Below are 20,828 nucleotides of genomic sequence, written 5' to 3'. Positions count from 1 at the left end.
CCCCCCCGCGCCGCGGCCACGTCCCCAGGTGAACCCCTCATGCGAACCTCCCCCCACGGGTCCGACGAGCTCGTCGGCCCGCCCGACGCGCGTCGGCCCGGCCCCGACGCCGACGAGCCACCCGTCCTGCGCGCCGTCGGGCTGCGCAAGCACTTCCCGGTGCGCGGCCTGCGCAACCACGCGGTCGTGCACGCGGTCGACGACGTCTCGATCGACCTGCACCGCGGCCGCGTCGTCGCGCTCGTCGGCGAGTCCGGCTCGGGCAAGTCGACGATCGCGCGCCTGCTCGCGCAGCTCGTGCCCGCCACGAGCGGCCAGATCCTGCTGCACGGTACGGACGCCACGGCCACCGGCCGACGCGCGTTCGGCCGTTACGTGCGGCGCGTCCAGATGATCTTCCAGGACCCGTTCGGCTCGCTGAACCCGATCCACACCGTGCGCTACACGCTCACGCGCAGCCTGCGGATCCACCAGGGGCGCCTGCGCGGTGCCGAGCTCGAGGCGGCGCTCGACGAGCTGCTGACCCGCGTGCAGCTCACCCCACCGGCGCGTTACGTCGACAAGTTCCCGCATGAGCTCTCGGGTGGTCAGCGCCAGCGTGTCGCGATCGCGCGCGCCCTGGCCGCGGACCCCGAGGTGCTGCTGGCCGACGAGCCCATCTCGATGCTGGACGTCTCGATCCGGCTCGGCATCCTCAACCTGCTGCGCGACCTGCGCGACCGCCTGCACATCGCGATCCTGTACATCACGCACGACATCGCCTCCGCGCGCTACTTCGCGGACCGCACGATGGTCATGTACGCGGGGCGCGTGGTCGAGCAGGGCGACAGCGAGTCGGTGACGCAGGACCCCGCGCACCCGTACACGCAGCTGCTCATCAGCTCGGCGCCCGACCCGGACGACCTCGCGGCCCGGGCCCGCGGCGCACGCGGCGAGGCGCCGAGCCTCGTGCGGCCACCCGCGGGGTGCCGGTTCCACCCGCGCTGCCCGTTCGCGGTCGACCTGTGCCGCACCGAGGTCCCACCGCTCCTGCCGGTGAGCGACGGCCGCGAGGCCGCGTGCTGGGGGTACTCGCAGCGCGACGGCCGGCCCGAGGTCGGCTCGGTGCTCGAGGCCTACGGCGCGCGTCCGGGCGCGGCGGGGGAGGTGGACCGATGAGGTTCTTCGTCCGCCGCACGGTCTTCTACGCGATCACGTTCTGGGCCGCGATGACGATCAACTTCTTCATCCCGCGCCTCATGCCGGGCGACCCGGTCTCGGCGCTCATCGCCGCCAACCAGGGCAAGATCAGCCCGGACGCGATCGACGCGCTCAAGGCGCTGTTCGGGCTCGACGAGAACACGACCCTGTGGCAGCAGTACGTCACCTACTGGGCGCACCTGTTCCAGGGCGACCTCGGGATCTCGTTCTCCGGGCGTGAGCCGGTCGTCGACATCCTCGCGCGCTCGCTGCCGTGGACCATCGGGCTCGTCGGGATCGCGACGATCATCAGCTTCACGATCGGCACGCTCGCGGGCGTCGCGATCGGGTGGCGACGCGGCACGCGCGCGGACATCCTGCTGCCGATCTCGACGTTCTTCTCGACCGTCCCGTACTTCTGGCTCGCGCTCGTCGTGATCGCGGTGTTCGCCGTGCGGCTCGGGTGGTTCCCCGCGAGCGGGTCGTACGACCGCAGCATGGTCCCGAACCTGTCGTGGGAGTTCGTCGGCTCCGTCGTCTACTACGGCACGCTGCCCGCCCTGACGATCGTCGTGACGTCCGTCTCCGGCTGGATCCTGGGGATGCGCAACATGATGGTGACCGTCTCGTCGGACGACTACGTGACGGTCGCGCAGGCCAAGGGCCTGCCGGAGCGCACCGTGATGCTCGGCTACGCCGCGCGGAACGCGATCCTGCCGCAGCTGTCGAGCTTCGCGCTGTCGCTCGGGTTCATCGTCGGCGGGACGCTCGTCATGGAGACGGTCTTCTCGTACCAGGGCATCGGCTACCAGCTGCTCAAGGCGACGTCCGCCAAGGACTACCCGCTCATGCAGGGCTGCTTCCTGGTGATCACGCTCGCCGTGCTGTTCGCCAACGTCATCGCCGACTTCGCGTACGGCGTGCTCGACCCCCGCACGCGACAGGAGGGCTGACCGTGGCCGCCGAGCTCGTCACGACCGAGACCACACAGGTCGGCACGGAGCAGACCGCCCCGACCGGCACCAAGCGGCGCTTCCTGTGGATGCGCAACACCAAGGCCCTCACGGGGCTCGGGATCCTCGCCTTCTTCGCCCTGATCGCGGCGATCGGGCCGTGGATCGCCCCGTACGACCCGGACGAGCGCTCGTCGGACCTGCTGCAGCCACCCTCGTGGGAGCACTGGATGGGCACCACGCACCTGGGGCAGGACGTCATGTCCCAGGTGATCCTCGGGACCCGGTCGGTGCTGCTCATCGCGTTCGTCGCCGGGTTCCTGGCGACGTTCATCGGCGTCGTCGTCGGCATCACCGCGGGCTACGTCGGCGGGTTCGGCGACGAGGGGCTGTCCGCGCTGTCGAACGTCTTCCTGGTGATCCCGCAGCTCCCGCTCATCATCATCATCGCGGGGATGCTGCCGTCGGCCGGCGGCCTGACCGTCGCCGTCGTCATCGCGATCACGGGGTGGGCGTGGGGCGCGCGCGTCCTGCGGGCGCAGACCCTCTCGCTGCGCAAGCGCGACTTCGTGGAGGCCGCCCGCGCGAACGGCGAGCGCACGTGGCGCCTGATCCTCGCCGAGATCCTGCCGAACCTGACCGCGATGATCGCCGCGGGGTTCGTCGGGACCGTGTCGTTCGCCGTGCTGTCCCAGATCACCCTGTCGTTCATCGGCATCACCCCCACCGACACGTGGAACTGGGGGACGGTCCTGTACTGGGCGCAGGCGCAGCTCGCGCTCCAGCGCGGGGCGTGGTGGTGGTACATGTTCCCGGGCCTGTGCATCGCGCTCGTCGGGATCTCGCTGACCCTCATCAACTTCGGCATCGACGAGTTCGTCAACCCGCGCCTGCGCAGCACCGGCCTGAATGCCAAGACCCTGCGCCGCCGCGGCATCCGCCCGCGCATCGGCTTCACGCCGGTCGTGCACGAGGCCAAGGAGGACCGCGCATGAGCGCACAGCCCGTCTCGCCCGCCGCACCCCACGCCCGTGGCCGGGGCGCGGACCCCGTGCTGGAGATCCGGAACCTGTCGGTGGACTACGGGTACGACGAGCCCACGCACGTGCTGCGGCAGGTCTCGCTGACCCTCAACCGAGGCGAGGTGCTCGGCCTCGCGGGGGAGTCCGGGTGCGGGAAGTCGACCCTCGCGTACGCGGCGACACGGCTCCTCCCGCCGCCCGGCCTCATCACCGGCGGGGAGGTGATCTTCACCGACCGCGACGGCACGCAGCGCGACATCCTCACGCTCGACGACCGCGCGCTGCGCGCCTCACGCTGGCAGGACCTCGCGATCGTCTTCCAGGGCGCGATGAACTCGCTCAACCCCGTGCACCGGATCGGCCGGCAGATCGCGGACGCGATCACCGCGCACCGGCCCGGAATGAAGAAGCCCGAGGCGCTCGAGAAGGCCGCCGAGCTGCTCGACCTCGTCGGCATCAACCCGGACCGCGCACGCGACTACCCGCACCAGCTCTCCGGCGGCATGCGCCAGCGCGTGATGATCGCGATGGCGCTCGCGCTCGACCCGCAGGTCCTGATCATGGACGAGCCGACGACCGCGCTCGACGTGGTCATGCAGCGGCAGATCGTCGAGCAGATCGCCGACCTGCGTGAGCGGCTCGGGTTCTCGGTCGTGTTCATCACGCACGACGTCTCGCTGCTCATCGAGATCGCGGACCGCATCGCGATCATGTACGCGGGCGAGATCGTCGAGGACGCCGCCGCGCTGGACGTGTACCGCGCACCTCGCCACCCCTACGCCGACGGGTTGCTGCACTCGTTCCCGCCGCTGCGCGGGCCTCGTCGCGAGCTCGGCGGGATCCCCGGCTCGCCGCCCGACCTGGCGAGCCTGCCCACGGGCTGCCCGTTCCGGGACCGGTGCGCGCACGCGTTCGACGCGTGCGCCGCGATCCAGCCCGAGCTCGTCCCGAGCGCCGTCCCGGGCGACGACCCCGCCCGCCGTGTGGCCTGCCACCTGCACACGCCCGCCCTCGTCGAGGCCGCAGGGTTCAGCCCCCGCCTCCTCCCGCCGGCCCTCACGCACCCCGCCCCCTGACGGTCGTCCCGTGCCCGAGCGCCCACCGCACTCGCGTCGGCTGGTGCTCGGGGGGTCGTTGGGGCGGGTGTGTGGTCAGGACGTGGAGACGGCGGGGGTGGGGTGCTCGGGTGGCTTAGCGTGGGCGCGTGACGAGCACGACGACGACGCGACGGCCCGAGCGCGCCCGCGCCGGGGTGGTCACGGCGTGCGTGCTCACCGCCGTCGCCTGCATGGCGGGAGTGCTCGCGCTGTGGGGCGTGTTCGTGCGCACCGAGAAGGGTCAGCAGGTCGACGCGGCCGCGGTCGAGGGCGCCGCGTACGGGCAGACCGAGCTGTGGCGCGTCGCCGAGCGCGTGCTGGACGTCGTGTCGGTGTCCGCGATCGCGGTGGTGCTGCTGGTCGCGGTCGGGATCGCCGTGCTGCGCCGGCGGTGGGAGCTCGCGGTGCAGGTCGCGGTCGTCATGGGCGGGGCGAACCTCACCACGCAGGTGCTCAAGTACGCGGTGCTGGCGCGGCCCGAGCACGGCATCCCGATCGGCAGCCAGGCGAACTCGCTGCCCAGCGGTCACACGACCGCGGCGATGTCGATCGCGGTCGTCCTGCTGCTCGTCGTGCCGTCCCGGATGCGGCCGCTCGTCGCGGCGGTCGGCGCCGCGTACGCCGCCGCGACCGGCGTCTCGACGCTCGTCGGGCAGTGGCACCGGCCCTCGGACGTGATCGCGGCCGTGCTCGTCGTGCTCGGGTGGACCGCGGCCACGTGCGCGATCACGGCGCTGTGGCCCGCGCGGCTGTCGGAGGACGCGCTCGACGGACCGCCGCCGACGCCCCGCACGCTGCGTGGCACACTCGTCGCGCTCGGCTCGGTGGGCGCGTGCGCGGCCGTCGTCGCGGCCGTCGCGCTGTCGCGGACGTTCGCCGCGCTGCCCTCGGTCGAGACGCGTGACGAGCTGCTCACCGCCTACGCGGGCGGCGTCGCGGGAACCGTCGCGGCGTGCGCGTGGGCCTTCGCGATGAGCCTCGCGCTGCGCCAGGGAGCGGGCCGACGATTGCGGAGCGCTTGACCGGGCGTCGTAGAGTCCCCAGACGGACGGCACCACTCGAACGGCCGAGTGGGCCGAGCACGAAGGAAGAGGCACGCATGTCGGCAGGGCGCAAGCTCGTCATCGTCGAGTCGCCCGCCAAGGCCCGCACGATCGCGGGGTACCTGGGCGACGACTTCGACGTGGAGGCGAGCGTCGGGCACATCCGTGACCTGCCGCAGCCCTCGGAGCTGCCGGCCGACATGAAGAAGGGCCCCTTCGGCAAGTTCGCGGTCGACGTGGACAACGGGTTCACCCCGTACTACGTGGTCGACTCGGACAAGAAGAAGAAGGTCGCCGAGCTCAAGAAGCTCCTTAAGGAGTCCGACGAGCTCTACCTCGCCACCGATGAGGACCGCGAGGGCGAGGCCATCGCGTGGCACCTGCTCTCGGAGCTCAAGCCCAAGGTCCCCGTCAAGCGCATGGTGTTCCACGAGATCACCCGCGAGGCGATCACCCGCGCGCTGGAGAACACGCGCGAGCTCGACGACCGCCTCGTCGACGCGCAGGAGACCCGCCGCATCCTCGACCGCCTGTACGGCTACGAGGTCAGCCCCGTGCTGTGGCGCAAGGTCCGCCAGGGGCTCTCCGCGGGTCGCGTGCAGTCGGTCGCGACGCGCCTCGTGGTCGAGCGCGAGCGCGAGCGCATGGCGTTCGTCGCCGCGGACTACTGGGACGTCACCGGCACGTTCGCGGTGGCCGACGACGGCGAGCCCGCCTTCTCCGCGCGGCTGTCCGCCCTGGACGGCGTGCGCGTCGCCTCGGGCCGTGACTTCACCGACCGCGGCGTGCTCAAGAGCGAGGCGGTGCAGCTCGACGAGGCCGCCGCCACGTCGCTCGTCGCGGCGCTCGACGGCGCGGGCTTCGAGGTCCGCAGCCTCGAGACCAAGCCGTACACGCGCCGCCCGGCCGCGCCGTTCACCACCTCCACCCTGCAGCAGGAGGCGTCGCGCAAGCTGCGCATGTCCTCGCGGCAGACCATGCGCACCGCGCAGTCGCTGTACGAGAACGGCTACATCACCTACATGCGTACCGACTCGCCCGTGCTGTCGTCGCAGGCGATCTCCGCCGCGCGCCGGCAGGCGGCCGAGCTGTACGGCGCCGAGTACGTCCCGGACGCGCCGCGCGTCTACACCTCGAAGGCGAAGGGCGCCCAGGAGGCGCACGAGGCCATCCGTCCCGCGGGCGACCACTTCCGCACGCCGGCGCAGGTCGCGCGCGAGCTGTCGGGCGACCAGTTCCGGCTGTACGAGCTGATCTGGAAGCGCACCGTCGCCTCGCAGATGGGCGACGCGCGCGGGCAGACCGCCTCGGTCCGCCTGGGTGCGGTGGCGTCCGACGGTCGCGACGCCGTGTTCTCCGCGTCCGGCACGGTCATCACGTTCCGCGGCTTCCTCGCCGCGTACGAGGAGGGTCGCGACGTCTCGCGGTACGACGACGACGCGGCGCCGGCCGACGAGAAGGACGCGCGCCTGCCCAAGATGGAGCAGGGCGACCCGCTGACGGGCCGCGACCTGGCGGCCGACGGCCACCGCACCTCGCCGCCGCCGCGCTTCACCGAGGCGTCGCTCGTCAAGGCGCTCGAGGAGCGCGGCATCGGCCGACCGTCGACGTACGCGGCGACGATCTCCGTGATCCAGGACCGCGGCTACGTGACGAACCGCGGCCAGGCGCTCGTGCCGTCGTGGCTCGCGTTCGCGGTGACGCGCCTGCTCGAGGAGAACTTCGACTGGCTCGTCGACTACGACTTCACGGCCGAGATGGAGCAGGACCTCGACGCGATCGCGGCGGGCGACAAGGACCGCGTGGCGTGGCTGACGCGCTTCTACTTCGGCGACGGCTCGGGCAGCACCGAGGGCGAGGGCCTGCGGGACCTGGTGGCGAACCTCGGCGAGATCGACGCGCGCGAGGTCAACTCGATCCCGATCGGCGACGGCATCACGCTGCGCGTCGGCCGCTACGGCCCGTACCTCGAGGACCCGTCGGTGCTGGGCGAGGACGGCAACCCGCGCCGCGCGTCGGTCCCCGAGGACCTCGCGCCCGACGAGCTGACGCCCGCCAAGGCGCGCGAGCTCATCGAGAGCGAGCCCGAGGGCGACAAGGTGCTCGGCACGGACCCGACCACGGGCACGACGATCGTCGCGAAGAACGGCCGCTACGGGCCGTACGTCACCGAGCTGCTGCCCGAGCCGGAGATCGACCCGTCGCTGTCCGCCGCGGCCAAGAAGAAGGCCCTGGCGGCCGCGCCGAAGCCCCGCACCGCGTCGCTGTTCAGCACGATGTCGCTGGACACGGTGACGATCGAGGACGCGCTCAAGCTCTTGTCCCTGCCGCGCGTGGTGGGCGTCGACCCCGAGTCGGGTGCGCAGATCACGGCGCAGAACGGCCGCTACGGCCCGTACCTGAAGAAGGGCACGGACTCGCGCACGCTGGCCTCGGAGGAGGCGCTGTTCTCGACGACGCTCGAGGAGGCGCTGGCGATCTACGCCCAGCCCAAGCGCGGGCGCGGGGCCACCGCGACGCCGCCGCTGCGCGAGCTCGGCGACGACCCGACGTCGGGCAAGCCGATCGTCGTGAAGGACGGCCGGTTCGGGCTGTACGTGACCGACGGCGTGACGAACCGGACCCTGCCGCGCGACGTGACGGCCGAGTCGATCACCGCCGAGCAGGCGATCCAGCTGCTCGCCGACAAGCGTGCGTCGGCCCCGGCCAAGAAGAAGGCCCCGGCCCGCCGCACGACGACGACGCGCAAGAAGGCCGCCACGAAGTCCTGAGACCTCCACGTCCTGAGCGCCTCGACGTCCTGAGCACCTCGACGTCCTGGGCACGCGGGCGTGACGACGCCCCGCCGGCAGCCCATCCGGCGGGGCGTCGTCGTCTGTGGGGTCAGCGCACGCGGAGGGTCGCCGCGTGGCTCGTCACGCGACCCTTCTCGTTCGTGACGACGACCCGGAACCTCGCCCCGGACAGGCCGGCCGACGCGCGTGTGGTGTACGACGAGCACGTCGCGCCCCGGACCTCGACCCACGTGCTGCGGCCCGGCGACTGCCGGTACCACTGGTAGGTCGGCGCCGGGTAGGCGTCGACGGTGACGCGGAAGGTCACCGCGGCGCCGCGCGCCACGGTTGCCGACGCCGGCTGCGACAGCAGGTGCGGCGCCTTGCGTGTGATCGTCACGGTGGCCGCGTCCGAGGTCGCCTGGCCGAGCGTGTTGGTGAAGACCGCGCGCACCTGCGCGCCGTCGAGGCTCGGGGTGAGCCGCAGCGCGAGCGTCGTGGACGTGGCTCCCGGGATCGGCTTCCAGGTCCCGTGGCGCGTGCCGCGGCGCTGCTCCCACCGGACCGTCGGGGCCGGCTGGCCCGAGGCCGCCGCGGTGAGGGTGACCGTGCTGCCGTGGGTGCCGCTCACGGACGTGGGCTGCGTCGTGACCGCGGGTGCCGCCGGGGCGGGCTCGTCGGGGAAGTCGCCGACGGACAGGTCGTCGACGAAGAACGACCCGGTCGCGGGCCGAGAGGCGTCGGCGCGGGTGGCCATGAGGATGACCTCGTTGACCTTCGCGAGCTGGGCCCGCGTGGGGCGCAGCGCCTGGTCGAGACCGCTCGGGTACGTCACGACGGCGTCGTCGAACGCCGCGTGCACGGTGCGCGCGGCGCCCGTGAGCGGCACCGGCAGGTCCCAGTACCAGTCGTCGCCCGTGCCGTCGGCCGAGGCCGTGCGGAACCGCAGCGACAGCGACTGGCCCGAGCCGTTCGGGTCGACCCACGCGGTGATCCCGTCCAGGCCCGCCCACGAGTGCCCACCGAGCCAGCGCGACTCCTGCAGGTACGTGGTCGAGGTGAAGTCGTAGACGAACTCGCCCGCCTTCGACCCGCCGGAGCCCTTGCCGGGCGCGAGCGCCAGCTGCCAGCCGTCGCCCCACGCCTGCTCGGCGATGTTGCCCCACATGACCCGCAGGTCCGTGGTGGTGCCGTACGCGTCGAACGTGTCGAGGACCTCGGGCGTGCCGTCCGGGATCTCGGGCGCCCCGTCGCCGCCGACGACCGTGAGGTCGTCGACCCCGAACGTCCCCGCACCGCTCGTCGAGCTCGACGCGAGCACGAGCTCGTTGACGACCGCGAGGCGCGCGTCCGTCAGGGGGTCGGTGAGCTCGGGCGGCCAGGACGGCGCGAACGACGAGAACGGGATCTCGACCGCGTGCCAGGAGGCGTCGGTCAGCGGGACCTGCGCGAGGTAGTAGCCGCCCGAGCCCGTGCCGATCTGGATCGCGAGCTGGTTGGCCGAGCCGTCGCCCTTGACCCGCAGCGACAGCGCGTCGCGGCCCGACCAGTCCTGCCCGCCGAGCCAGCGCGCGACGTCCTGCCAGCCGCCGTCCGCGTGGTCGTACGTGAACGCGAGCGCCTGCGCGCCCTGGCCCGCGTCCGTGGACAGCGCGATCCGGTCCGTCTTGGCGCGGTTGCCCCACGCGGCGTCGAACGCGGCCTCGTCGGCGTAGGACTCGAAGTCGTCGACGACGATCGGGTCGGCCGACGGCTCGGGGTCGACGTACTCGCCCTCGCCGCTGGCCTTGAGGTCGTCGACGAGGATCGAGCCTGCCAGCGGCGCGGTGCCGCCCGCGTCGTTCACGTAGACGAAGACCTGGCCGACCTTCGCCAGGCGCTCCCACGTGAGGGTCGCCTCCGCGTTGGCGGTGTCCCACGGCGCGGGCGCGAAGGTGCTCCACGGCAGGTGCGCGACGTACGGGTCGTCGCCGGTGAGCGAGGGGTACGCCTCGAACGCGACACCGCCCGCCTGGACCTGGACGACGAGCTTGTGGCCCGAGCCGTCCGGGTCGATCCACACGTCGAGCTGGCCGAACCCCGACCAGTTCTGCGTGGGCGCGAACGACCGGCCGAAGCCCAGGTAGCCCGTGCGGGACGTGGGGAAGTCGTACGACAGGCGCGCGGCGTGGCCCTCGTCGGGCGCGGACGCGTCGTGCGGCGCGAGCGTGAGGGCCGACGAGGTCGCGTTCGCCACCGTGTACGCGGCGCGCAGCGCGAGGTCGTCGCCGTAGCCCTCGAAGTCGTCGACGGTCCCGACCGGGAGCACCGGAGCCGCGCCGAGGATGAGCGAGACGGTGCTCGACAGGTCGTGGCCGCCGCCGGTCGCGGTCACCGTCGCCTGCACCGTGCGGTTCGTGAGGTTCTCCTCGCCGACGTCCCACGTGGCCGAGTAGTACCCGTCGGCGTCGAGGGTCAGCGCGAGCGGGTCGCCGCCCGCGGGCGTGAACGTCACGGAGTCCACGCCGGGTGCCGCGGTGAGCCGGGCGCGCACCGTCGTCGTCGCGGTCGTGACGCGCGCGCCGTCCGCGGGGGAGACGACCCGCAGGAACGGCTCCTGCGCGCCGGGGCTCGCGGCCAGGTCGAAGCGCGGTCCGGTCTGGCTCGCGAACACCGACGCCTCGTCGTCGTACAGGGCCTGGAAGTCCGCGGCCATCTCGTGGCCGGCGTACGGGACGTAGATCTGCCCCGAGCCGAAGTTCGCCCACGTGAGCATGAACGCGACCTGGCCGGCCCTCGGGTCGGCCGTGAGCCCGTCGAGCAGCTGCGTGAAGAACGTGAGCGACTTGTTGCCCGTCGGCTGGATCGTGCGGTCGCCGTTGCGGCCGAACTCGGTGTACGCGGGGATCTTGCCGCGCTCGCGCGCGACGTCGACGACCATCGCCAGGTCGGTGACGGACGCGCTCACGTACGCCGACGAGTCGTCGGCCGCGTTCGAGCTCTCGTAGTTGTCGTAGCCCAGGACGTCGACCCACTGGTCGCCCGGGTACGTCTCGAGGTAGCGCGCGGAGTCGCCGTCGAACGAGCCGTTCGGCGAGAACGCGTACAGCAGGTTGTGCACGCCCTTGACGTCACGCAGGTACTCGACGGTGAACCGGAAGATCTCCTTGTACTCGCCGGTCGTCGCGTGCGCGGCGCCCCACCAGAACCACGAGCCGCTGTTCTCGTGGAACGGCCGGAAGACGACGGGCACGAGCGAGCCGTCGGGCCGCTCGGCGCTCTGCGCGGTGAGCGCGACGAGGTCGAGGTACGCGCGGTACTCGGCGTGGGTGTCGCCGCCCGGCAGGATGTGGCTCACGACGCGGCCGGCCGTGTCGTTGTAGGGCCCGCCGGTGACGAAGTTGGGCATGTGCGCCGAGAGCGTGACGACAGCGCCCAGCGCGTCGGCGCGCACGAGCTCGTCGGCCAGGGCGCGCGCGTTCTGCTCGCCGGTGTTCTCGTGCGTGCCGGGCTTCTCGTCGCCGCGCAGCGCGAGCGTGTCGAAGCCGAACACCCCGGGCAGGTCGCCCGTCACGTCGTGCACGTCGGACCGCAGCGGCTTGCCGTCCGGGCCGGTGACCGACGACGAGACGGACTCGTCGACCGCGTGCTGCTGGCCGAACAGGATGCCGCCGGACTCCTGGTCGCGCAGGTAGCGGAACAGGGCGCGGGTGTCGGCGGTGGCCTGCGGGTCGGCGATGGCGACGGTCTCCTCCTCGGGATCCGTGCTGACGGCGGCGGTCGTGGCGGCAGCGGGCTCGGCGTGGGCCGTGGTGCTCGTGGCAGTGAGCCCCGCGAGAGCGAGCGTGGCGGTCGCGGCGAGCGCGAGGGCGCGGCGTGGTCCTGACTGGCGGCGGGGTCTGGTCATGGAGCTCTCCGTTGAACTGTCCGACGGGTGCGTCGGGATGACCGCTCGGCCCACGGGCGAGCCCGAGCAGACCGACGCTAACTAAATCAAGTAGGTAAAGAAAGTGCCTGACGGAAGACGAAACGGTACGGATCTGGCGGGGGCGACGACGTCGCTGGTGGGCCGGCGGTCCGTGGACGCGCCGGACCAGGGCGGTCGCTGCTCGTCGGGACCGTGCGCGCTTGCCGAGAGGCCGCACGTGCGCGCTACGTTGGCGCCATGGCTCGCACCGAGGACCCCCGCACCGCACCGTCGATCCGCTGGGGCATCCTCGGCGCAGGACGCATCGCCGGCGCCTTCGCCGACGCCGTCACGCAGCACACGCGGGCGCAGCTCGTCGCCGTCGGCTCGCGCCACCGCGACCGCGCCGAGCGGTTCGCCACCGCGCACGGCATCCCGACGACCCACCTCGGCTACGAGGCGCTCGTCGAGGACCCGCAGGTCGACGCGATCTACGTCGCCACGCCCCACTCCGAGCACCTCGAGCACGCCCTGCTCGCGATCCGTGCGGGCAAGCACGTGCTCGTCGAGAAGGCGTTCACCCGGAACGCTGCCGAGGCCGAGCAGGTCTTCACCGCGGCGCGTGAGGCCGGCGTGTTCGTCATGGAGGCGATGTGGACGCGGTTCCTGCCGCACGTCGCCGCGCTGCACCAGGTGATCGACGCGGGCGAGATCGGCGAGATCGTCAACGTGACCGCCGACCACGGCCAGCTCATGGCGTTCGACCCGACCTCGCGCCTGTACGACCCCGCGCTCGCGGGCGGCGCGCTGCTCGACCTGGGCGTCTACCCGGTCTCGTTCGCGCACGACCTGCTGGGCGCGCCCGACGCGGTCCTCGCCGCCGGGACGCTCACCGAGACCGGCGTCGACGGGCAGGTCTCGATCGTCCTGTCGTACGGCGCGCGCACGCAGGCCACGCTCTCCACGACGCTGTGGGCCAAGACCCCGACCGTCGCGCTGATCTCCGGGACCGAGGGGTCGATCGAGGTCGCCGGGCCGTTCTACACGCCGACCTCGTTCCAGGTCACGCGCGTCGACGGGCGTCGGTGGACGTTCGAGCAGCCGGGCGCCAAGGGGTTGCAGTACGAGGCAGCCGAGGTCGCGCGGCGCGTGGCCGCGGGCGACGTGCAGAGCCCGCGCATGTCGTGGCAGGGCACCCTCGAGGTCATGCGCACGCTCGACGAGGTGCGACGGCAGATCGGTGTGGTCTACCCGGGCGAGTGAGCCGGTCGGCCCTTCGCCGTCGCTCGTCGTCCTCGCCCGTCGTCCTAGCCCGCCGTCGGCGTTGCTCGTCGTCGCGAACGGTCGTCGTGCACGGTCGTCGTGCGGGTGCGTGGGTGGGGGCGGCTAGCCTGACGCCGTGACGAGTCCCGCCGGTCCGACGAGCCTGCCCGCACCAGCCGGTGGCGCCGAGCCGACCCTCCCCGGTGTCTTCGTGTCCTTCGAGGGCGGCGACGGCGCGGGCAAGTCGACCCAGGCGCGGCTGCTCGCGCAGTGGGCGCACGAGCACGGGCGCGAGGTGGTGCTCACGCGCGAGCCGGGCGGGACCACGCTCGGGCAGACCCTGCGGGACGCGGTGCTGCACGGCGAGCACGTCGACGCGCGCACCGAGGCGCTGCTGTACGCGACCGACCGCGCGCACCACGTCGCGTCCCTCGTGCGGCCCGCGCTGGCCCGTGGCGCGCTCGTCGTGACCGACCGCTACCTCGACTCGTCCGTCGCCTACCAGGGCTCCGGTCGCGACCTCGGGGCCGACGAGGTCGAGCGCCTGTCCCTGTGGGCGACCGGGGGTCTCCTGCCCGCGGTGACGGTGCTGCTCGACGTCGACCCCGACCTGGGCCGTGCGCGGCTCACCGGGAGCCCCGACCGGCTCGAGAGCGCGGGCGACGAGTTCCACCGGCGCACGCGGCAGGCGTTCCTCGACCGGGCCGCGGCCGAGCCCGGCCGCTGGCTCGTGCTCGACGGCACCGGCGACCCGGACTCGCTCGCGCAGGCGGTGCGGACGCGCGTGGCGCCGCTGCTCGGGCTCGCCGCGGACCGTGCCGCGGATGCGCGCGGGGGTGTGGCGTGAGCGTCTGGACGGGGCTCGTCGGGCAGGAGCCCGCGATCACCGAGCTGCAGCGCGCGATCGTCGACCCGCAGGCGATGACGCACGCGTGGCTGCTCACCGGCCCGCCCGGGTCCGGCCGCTCCAACCTGGCGCGCGCGTTCGCCGCGGCGCTGCAGTGCCCCCAGGGTGGGTGCGGCACGTGCCACGCGTGCACCACCGCGCTCGCGGGCACCCACCCCGACGTGACGGTGGTCGCGACCGAGGGCGTCAACATCCTCATCGACGCGGTCCGCCCGCTCGTCGAGCTCGCGCAGCGCTCGCCGTCGGAGGGGCGCTGGCGCGTGATCCTCGTCGAGGACGCCGACCGCCTCGTCGAACGCACGTCGAACCTGCTGCTCAAGGCCCTCGAGGAGCCTGCGCCCCGCACGGTGTGGCTGCTGTGCGCGCCGAGCCCGCAGGACGTGCTCGTGACGCTGCGCTCACGCTCGCGCTCCGTGGCGCTGCGCGTCCCGCCGGTCGAGGCGGTGGTCGAGCTGCTCGTGCAGCGCGACGGGATCGACCCGCAGGTCGCCGAGGTCGCAGCGCGTGCCGCCCAGAGCCACGTGGGGATCGCGCGCCGTCTCGCGAGAGACCCGGAGGCCCGACGACGCCGGGCGGACGTGCTCGGGGTGGCCGCCCGCATCCGCGGGGTCGGTGATGCGGTGCTTGCCGCGGGCGACCTCGTCGCGACCGCGCAGGCCGACGCGAAGGCCGCCACCGAGGAGCGCGACGCGGCCGAGCGCGCCGCGCTGCTGCGCACGCTCGGAGCCGAGGGCTCCGCGACGATCCCGCCCGCGCTGCGGACCCAGGTCCGTCAGCTCGAGGAGGACCAGAAGCGCCGCGCGACCCGCGCGCAGCGCGACGTCCTGGACCGGGCGATGCTCGACCTGCTCTCGCTGTACCGCGACGTGCTCGTCGTGCAGCTCGGCGCCGAGGTGTCGCTCGTGAACCTCGACCACGCCGAGACCGTGGGCGAGCTCGCCGCGACGTCGACGCCCGAGCAGACGCTGCGGCGCATGGACGCGATCGGTCAGGCGCGCACGCGGCTCGAGGGGAACGTCGCGCCGCTGCTCGCGGTCGAGGCGATGGCGATCGCGCTGCGCCCGCAGGGCTGAGGCGGCGACTGGCCCGGGCCGGGGCTGGGCCGCGCTGGGCGATCCGCGCGCCCGTCGTGTGTGGGTCTGGTGCCTCGTTGTCCACAATCGCTCGATCCGTGGCTGGGGACCTCGCCGGGCCGGTTACCGTGTCGGCGTGCTTCGTCCCACCGCGCGTCCTCGCCCCGTGCGTCCTCACCCCGTGCCCCGTCGGCGTCCGCTCGCGCGGCTGTCCGCGCTCGTCGCCGTCGTCGCGCTCGTCGTCGCCGGCTGCACCGCGACCACCGAGGAGCAGGCGCCGCCGCAGGTGGTGACACCGGACGCGTCCAGTGCGCCGGACACCGCGCTGGAGCGGTTCTACGGCCAGGAGCTCACCTGGCAGTCGTGCGAGGACGACCTGCAGTGCGCGACGATCGACGTCCCGCTCGACTACGCCGCACCCGCTGGTGACACCATCAAGATCCGGCTGAACCGGCACCCTGCGACGGGCACCGAGCGCCTCGGCTCGCTGCTGCTCAACCCCGGTGGTCCCGGCGGCTCGGGCTTCGACTTCCTGACCGACGCGCTCGACACCGTGAGCAAGGACGTCCAGGAGCACTACGACCTCGTGGGCTTCGACCCGCGCGGCGTGCAGAACTCGGACCCGAGGATCACGTGCTACTCCGCGCCGGAGATGGACACGCTGCTCGCCGCGGACGCGGACACGTCGACCCCCGAGGGCGTGCAGGCCGCGATCGACAGGTTCGCCGCCTTCTCCCAGGCGTGCCTCGACAACACCGGTCCGGTGCTCGGCCACGTCGACACCGTGAGCGCCGCACGGGACCTGGACGTCCTGCGCGCTGTCCTGGGCGACACCGAGCTGCACTACCTGGGGTTCTCGTACGGCACGCAGCTCGGCGCGACGTACGCGGCGCTGTTCCCGCAGCGGGTCGGCCGGCTCGTGCTCGACGGCGCGGTGGACCCGACGCTCAGCAGCGACGAGGCCACGTTCCAGCAGGCGGTCGGTTTCGAGAACGCGCTGCGCGCCTACGTCGCCGACTGCCAGGCAGGCAAGGCCTGCCCGCTGACCGGCGACGTGGAGGAAGGGCTGACCCAGGTGCGTCGCCTGCTCGACCGAGCCAAGGCCGCGCCGCTGCCCACGGGCGACGACGACCGCCCGCTCACGCAGTCGCTCGCGTTCACCGGGATCGCGGTCACGCTCTACTCGCAGACGTTCTGGACGTACCTGACCTCCGCGCTCACCGCGGCGATCCGCAACGGCGACGGCTCGATCCTGCTCACGCTCGCCGACGCGTACTACGACCGGCAGGCCAACGGCACGTACGCCACCAACTCGACCGAGGCGTTCTGGTCGATCGGCTGCGCCGACTCCCGTGCGAGCGCGGACCTCGACGACATGCGGGCGCAGGCCGAGCGCATCCAGGCCGCCGCACCCACGGTCGGTGAGCTGTTCTCCTACGGCCCGATGCTGTGCGCGCAGTGGGCGGTTCCCGAGGTCGGCGGGCTCGAGGACTACTCGGCGCCCGGCGCCGCGCCCATCGTCGTCATCGGGACGACGAACGACCCCGCGACCCCGTACGCGCAGGCCGAGGCGCTCGCGGGCATCCTCGACTCGGGCGTCCTGCTGACGTACGAGGGCGAGGGCCACACGGCCTACGGCCGCTCGAACGACTGCATCACCAAGAACGTCGACGCCTACCTGATCGACGGCACCGTTCCCGCGGACGGCACACGCTGCTGACCTCAGCCGACCTCAGCCCTGACCGCTCGCTGACCTCGGGCCGACCTCCCTGGTCGACGGCGGTCCGGGGCTCGGTCGCGGACGGGAACGAGGTCACTGCGGCCCGCTTTGGAGACCCGGCACCCGTCCGGGTACAGTAGGCGCGCTCGCCGGACCGGCTGGTCCGACAGCGCCGCCTTAGCTCAGTCGGCAGAGCGTCTCACTCGTAATGAGAAGGTCAAGGGTTCGATTCCCTTAGGCGGCTCCCTCGAAGGCCCCCCACTCCGGTGGCGGGGCCTTCACCCTTTCCCGCCGACCCGCACCCGCCGGGCTCAGACCCGGCCGGCCCGCACCTTGTCGGACCCGCACCAGGTCGGTCGACCGCGGCCTGACTGCGCCGACCAGCTCGTCGTGACGCGCGCACCAACGCGGCGACGCTCGCCGGGCGCGCCCGGCTGGCCCGCGCCCGGCTGGCCCGTACCTGCTGGAGATGCCCCTGGTCGGCCCACGCCACGCCCGCGACGCCCGACGGCGCCGTGGGGCGGTGGGGTGGTCGGGGAGAATGGCGCCATGGCCGTCGGAGCTGAGCAGGGAAGTGGGTCGCGCGGATCCGTGCTGGGACGCGTGCTGCGGGACAGGGCGGTGCGCTCGGCGCTCGGCGCCGGGCTGGTGATCGGGCTGTCGGCGGTGTTCTCCGGCGGTCGGTACCCGTGGCCGTTCGCGGTGATCGGCGTCGTCTGGCTGGTCGCGACCGTCCTGCGCATCCGCGACGTGGTCACGGCCGCCCGCGCCGAGGAACCGGACACGCAGCAGGGCGGCGCGGAGGCGTCGCCGCAGCCCTCCGGGTCGGAGTCGCCTCGTGCGCAGCCGCCGGTCTCGTCGGGCGACGTCGAGGCCGCGGGCGCCGCAGCGGTCCTGGAGCCCGTCGTCGCGCTCGAGGGCGACGAGCCCGACCCGGGCGCAGACGGGCCCGCCCGCAGCTGACGCCCCCACCCTGCGACCCAGCGCTTGCTCAGGCTCTCGTGCGGGGTCGCCGGAGCAAGCGCAGTCTGACCCGCTATGCACCCCGCGACCCAGCGGTGGTTCCGGCTCTGGCGCGGGATGGCCGGAGCAAGTGCTGGCTGGGGCCGGCATGCACCCTGCGACCCAGCGCTTGCTCAGGCTCTCGTGCGGGGTCGCCGGAGCAAGCGCAGTCTGACCCGCTATGCACCCCGCGACCCAGCGGTGGTTCCGGCTCTGGCGCGGGATGGCCGGAGCAAGTGCTGGCTGGGGCCGGCATGCACCCCGTGATCCTGCGGTTGTTCCGGCTCTGGCGCGGCGTCGCCGGACCAAGCGCAGTCTGACCCGCTATGCACCCCGCGACCCAGCGGTGATTCCGGCTCTGGCGCGGGATGGCCGGAGCAAGTGCTGGCTGGGGCCGGCATGCACCCTGCGACCCAGCGCTTGCTCAGGCTCTCGTGCGGGGTCGCCGGAGCGAGCGCAGTCTGACCCGTGCCGAGGTCGTCGGGCCCGACGACGGGCTGTAGAGGCTATGCACCCCGTGACCCTGCGGTTGTTCCGGGTCTGGCGCGGGGTGGCCGGAGCAAGTGCTGGCTGGCCCTGTACGCACCCCGTGACCCTGCGGTTTCTCCGGTTCTGAGGCGGGGTCGCCGGAGCAGGCGCTGGCTGGGCAGGGGGTGCGCCCCGTGAGCCTGCGGTTGTTCCGGTTCTGGGGCGGGATGGCCGGAGCAAGTGCTGTCTCGTGGAGAGGGTGGACCGGTGAGGGGCGCGGGGAGTGGGCAGTGGGGGGTGGAGTTCGCCCGGTGGGGGTGTGGTGCGGGCGGCGGCGGAGTGGTGACATGGAGGGGTGAGCCCGACCACCGGGGTCCCTGCAGCGCCCGCTACGGTCGAGGCGCAGGTGGCGGCGCTGCGCCTGGCGGTCTCCGCGACCATCCCGCCCCGCCTGCCGGACAACCTGTTGATCGGCACATGGAACCTGCGCGCGTTCGGGGACGTGAGTCCCACCTGGAAGGCCACGGCGAAGTCGTCGCCCAAGCGTGACTGGGCGGCGGTCGCGGCGATCGCCGCCGTCGTCGAGCACCTGGACGTCGTCGCGCTGCAGGAGGTCCGGCGCTCGACGAGCGCGCTGCGCTTCCTCCGCTCGCTGCTCGGCCCGCACTGGCGCGTGCTCGCCTCCGACGTCACCGAGGGCAACGCGGGCAACGGTGAGCGCCTCGCGTTCCTCTACGACTCGACGCGCGTGGAGCCGTCGGGGCTCGTCGGGGAGATCGTCCTGCCGCCGGCGGTCGACCACCCGGCCGCGCAGTTCGCCCGCACCCCGTACGCGGTGGGCTTCGAGCGGGTCCTGCCCGATGGGCCGGTGTCGTTCGTCCTGACGACCGTGCACGTGCTGTGGGGCAGCCCGCAGGCGCGGCTGGTCGAGATCGAGCAGTTCGCGCAGTGGATGCGCCGATGGGCCGAGCGCAACGACGACTGGAACACCAACCTGCTGGTGCTCGGCGACTTCAACCTCGACCGCCTCGGCAACCCGCTCTACGACGCGTTCGTCTCGACCGGCCTGTGGCCGCCGGCGGAGCTCAACGACCTGCCGCGCACCATCTTCGACGACGACCGCGACCGGCACTTCTACGACCAGGTCGCGTGGTTCTCCGACCCCGGTGGAGCGTCGATGCTCGAGGCCATGACGTACACGAACCGCGCGGGGGGTGTCGACTTCCTCCCGCACGTGTTCCCCGGGCTGACGCGCACGGAGGTGTCGTGGCGCATCAGCGACCACTACCCGCTGTGGGTCGAGTTCCGGCTGGGCTGAGCGCGCGTCACAGGAGGGTCGGGCACGGCCCGACGATGAGCGGCTCGCCGATCGGGCCCGCGTCCGGGCCCGCGCTGTACCGGTGGGCGACGACGAGGCCGGGCAGCCGGGCGTCGGACGCGAGCACGACGACCGCGTGGTCGGCGCCCAGCGCGGCAGCGGACTCGTCGGACGGGAGCGCCCCGAGGCCGGGGACCGCGACGCCGCCGTCGGGGTCGAGGGCCACGATCCAGCCGATCGCCGCGCGCACCCCGAGGCCGTCCTCGACCCAGCGCTCCGCCTGGCCGAGTGCCTCGTCGGGGCTCATCCGGAACCACTTCACGTGGACGTTGGTGCCGTCGTCGCGCATCGCGAACGGGGTCGGGCCGTCGGACAGTGCCGTGCTCAGGCCGCGGTCGAGCGCGCGCAGCGCGAGGTTCTGCACGTCGACCGAGGGGACGAACGGCAGCTCGGTCGGGGTGCGGTAGCGCATCACGGGCTCGTCGGCCCGGTCGGCCGCGCGCGAGCGTCGGCGCCGCGTGCCGGCGTCCGGGTCCGTGGTGTGGCCGGAGTCTGTGGCGGTGGCACCGGCGGGCACCGGCTCGGCGACGGCGTACTCGTCGGCCGCGTGCCGCGAGAGCGATCCGGTCTCCGGGACAGGCGGCGCGCTGACGGGATCCGCGGGGGCGTCCGGGACCGGCGCGGCCTCGGTGTCGGCGGCCCAGGCGTGCTCGCCCGGCACGGGCGGACGAGGTGTCGGCACGACGGCAGCGGCGTCCGCAGCCGCGAGGTGTGCGGCGGCCGCGGTCACGTAGCGCGTGAGCCACGCGGCGTCGACGGCCACGTCGGACTCGTCGTCGGACGGCGCCCCGTCGTCGAGGTGCGACGAGTCGGCGCCCTCGGCCCAGCGCCGGTGCAGGTCGGCGAACGGCACCACGGCGGCCGAACCGTCTGCGGACAGCAGCGCGGGGGAGGCCTGGCCGACGACGTGCAGCACCCAGCGCGCCGCGGGCGCACCCGCGAGCACCAGGTCGCCGACGCCGACGGCGATCGACGAGATCATCGGCCCCGGGTCGGGCCGGCCGGCCTGCGGGGGGCGCACCCAGGCGGTGTGCGCGGCCTGCAGCAGGTGCCCGAGACCGTC

At 73.3% G+C, this 20,828-nt stretch carries 13 protein-coding genes, 1 tRNA gene and 1 pseudogene; 13 read left to right on the top strand and 2 right to left on the bottom strand.

Annotated elements, in window-relative coordinates:
* Positions 1–39: 39 nt before the first annotated feature.
* The 6 genes from CWIS_RS07155 to topA all read left to right on the top strand — a co-directional run bounded on the left by CWIS_RS07155 (position 40) and on the right by topA (position 8,065).
* A complete protein-coding gene (locus tag CWIS_RS07155; RefSeq protein WP_048342578.1) occupies positions 40–1,158 on the top strand; it encodes an ABC transporter ATP-binding protein in 1,119 nt (372 codons plus the stop codon).
* On the top strand, positions 1,155–2,132 hold the full coding sequence (locus CWIS_RS07150) for an ABC transporter permease (RefSeq protein ID WP_048342577.1): 978 nt from the start codon (positions 1,155–1,157) through the stop codon (positions 2,130–2,132). The genes CWIS_RS07155 and CWIS_RS07150 overlap by 4 nt, the downstream gene beginning before the upstream one ends.
* A 2-nt stretch (positions 2,133–2,134) precedes the next feature.
* Positions 2,135–3,127, top strand: a complete 993-nt coding sequence (locus CWIS_RS07145) for an ABC transporter permease (protein ID WP_048342576.1) — start codon at positions 2,135–2,137, stop codon at positions 3,125–3,127.
* A complete protein-coding gene (locus CWIS_RS07140; RefSeq protein ID WP_048342575.1) occupies positions 3,124–4,230 on the top strand; it encodes an ABC transporter ATP-binding protein in 1,107 nt (368 codons plus the stop codon). The genes CWIS_RS07145 and CWIS_RS07140 overlap by 4 nt, the downstream gene beginning before the upstream one ends.
* A gap of 128 nt (positions 4,231–4,358) precedes the next feature.
* Entirely contained in the window at positions 4,359–5,273 is a 915-nt protein-coding gene (locus CWIS_RS07135) for a phosphatase PAP2 family protein (RefSeq protein WP_053071603.1), read from the top strand.
* Positions 5,274–5,350: 77 nt separating this feature from the next.
* The gene (gene topA / locus CWIS_RS07130; RefSeq protein ID WP_048342573.1) at positions 5,351–8,065 is read left to right on the top strand and encodes a type I DNA topoisomerase; all 2,715 of its coding nucleotides are present in this window, start codon (positions 5,351–5,353) and stop codon (positions 8,063–8,065) included.
* A 112-nt stretch (positions 8,066–8,177) separates the two neighbouring features.
* Here topA and CWIS_RS17535 read toward each other — a convergent pair whose 3' ends face one another.
* Entirely contained in the window at positions 8,178–11,954 is a 3,777-nt protein-coding gene (locus tag CWIS_RS17535) for a CIA30 family protein (RefSeq protein WP_053071602.1), read from the bottom strand.
* Between the two features lie 258 nt (positions 11,955–12,212).
* On the opposite strand from CWIS_RS17535, the gene CWIS_RS07120 reads away from it, so the two are divergent.
* The 7 genes from CWIS_RS07120 to CWIS_RS07090 all read left to right on the top strand — a co-directional run bounded on the left by CWIS_RS07120 (position 12,213) and on the right by CWIS_RS07090 (position 19,705).
* Entirely contained in the window at positions 12,213–13,217 is a 1,005-nt protein-coding gene (locus CWIS_RS07120) for a Gfo/Idh/MocA family protein (RefSeq protein ID WP_048342572.1), read from the top strand.
* Between the two features lie 163 nt (positions 13,218–13,380).
* Positions 13,381–14,064, top strand: a complete 684-nt coding sequence (gene tmk / locus CWIS_RS07115; protein WP_048342581.1) for a dTMP kinase — start codon at positions 13,381–13,383, stop codon at positions 14,062–14,064.
* On the top strand, positions 14,061–15,197 hold the full coding sequence (locus CWIS_RS07110) for a DNA polymerase III subunit delta' (RefSeq protein ID WP_048342571.1): 1,137 nt from the start codon (positions 14,061–14,063) through the stop codon (positions 15,195–15,197). Before tmk ends, CWIS_RS07110 begins: the two co-directional genes overlap by 4 nt.
* A gap of 181 nt (positions 15,198–15,378) precedes the next feature.
* Positions 15,379–16,917 (top strand): alpha/beta hydrolase, encoded by a 1,539-nt coding sequence (locus CWIS_RS07105; RefSeq protein WP_048342570.1) that lies wholly within the window; start codon positions 15,379–15,381, stop codon positions 16,915–16,917.
* A 171-nt stretch (positions 16,918–17,088) separates the two neighbouring features.
* Positions 17,089–17,161, top strand: a tRNA-Thr gene (locus tag CWIS_RS07100).
* A gap of 305 nt (positions 17,162–17,466) precedes the next feature.
* Positions 17,467–17,880, top strand: a complete 414-nt coding sequence (locus tag CWIS_RS07095) for a hypothetical protein (RefSeq protein ID WP_156186584.1) — start codon at positions 17,467–17,469, stop codon at positions 17,878–17,880.
* A gap of 862 nt (positions 17,881–18,742) precedes the next feature.
* A complete protein-coding gene (locus CWIS_RS07090; protein ID WP_053071601.1) occupies positions 18,743–19,705 on the top strand; it encodes an endonuclease/exonuclease/phosphatase family protein in 963 nt (320 codons plus the stop codon).
* Between the two features lie 7 nt (positions 19,706–19,712).
* On the opposite strand, the pseudogene CWIS_RS18690 reads toward CWIS_RS07090, so the two are convergent.
* A pseudogene (locus tag CWIS_RS18690) lies at positions 19,713–20,828 on the bottom strand (hypothetical protein); the annotation flags it as partial.

The organism is Cellulomonas sp. A375-1, from assembly GCF_001040865.1.
In the GTDB taxonomy this organism is placed as follows: domain Bacteria; phylum Actinomycetota; class Actinomycetes; order Actinomycetales; family Cellulomonadaceae; genus Cellulomonas; species Cellulomonas gelida.
This window is presented reverse-complemented; position numbering and strand designations above follow the sequence as displayed.

Bases quoted from the DNA above. Each gene is read 5' to 3' on its own strand.
- CWIS_RS07155 (WP_048342578.1), top strand. From the start codon at position 40: ATGCGAACCTCCCCCCACGGGTCCGACGAGCTCGTCGGCCCGCCCGAC.
- CWIS_RS07150 (WP_048342577.1), top strand. From the start codon at position 1,155: ATGAGGTTCTTCGTCCGCCGCACGGTCTTCTACGCGATCACGTTCTGG.
- CWIS_RS07140 (WP_048342575.1), top strand. From the start codon at position 3,124: ATGAGCGCACAGCCCGTCTCGCCCGCCGCACCCCACGCCCGTGGCCGG.
- topA (WP_048342573.1), top strand. From the start codon at position 5,351: ATGTCGGCAGGGCGCAAGCTCGTCATCGTCGAGTCGCCCGCCAAGGCC.
- CWIS_RS17535 (WP_053071602.1), bottom strand. From the start codon at position 11,954: ATGACCAGACCCCGCCGCCAGTCAGGACCACGCCGCGCCCTCGCGCTC.
- CWIS_RS07120 (WP_048342572.1), top strand. From the start codon at position 12,213: ATGGCTCGCACCGAGGACCCCCGCACCGCACCGTCGATCCGCTGGGGC.
- CWIS_RS07095 (WP_156186584.1), top strand. From the start codon at position 17,467: ATGGCCGTCGGAGCTGAGCAGGGAAGTGGGTCGCGCGGATCCGTGCTG.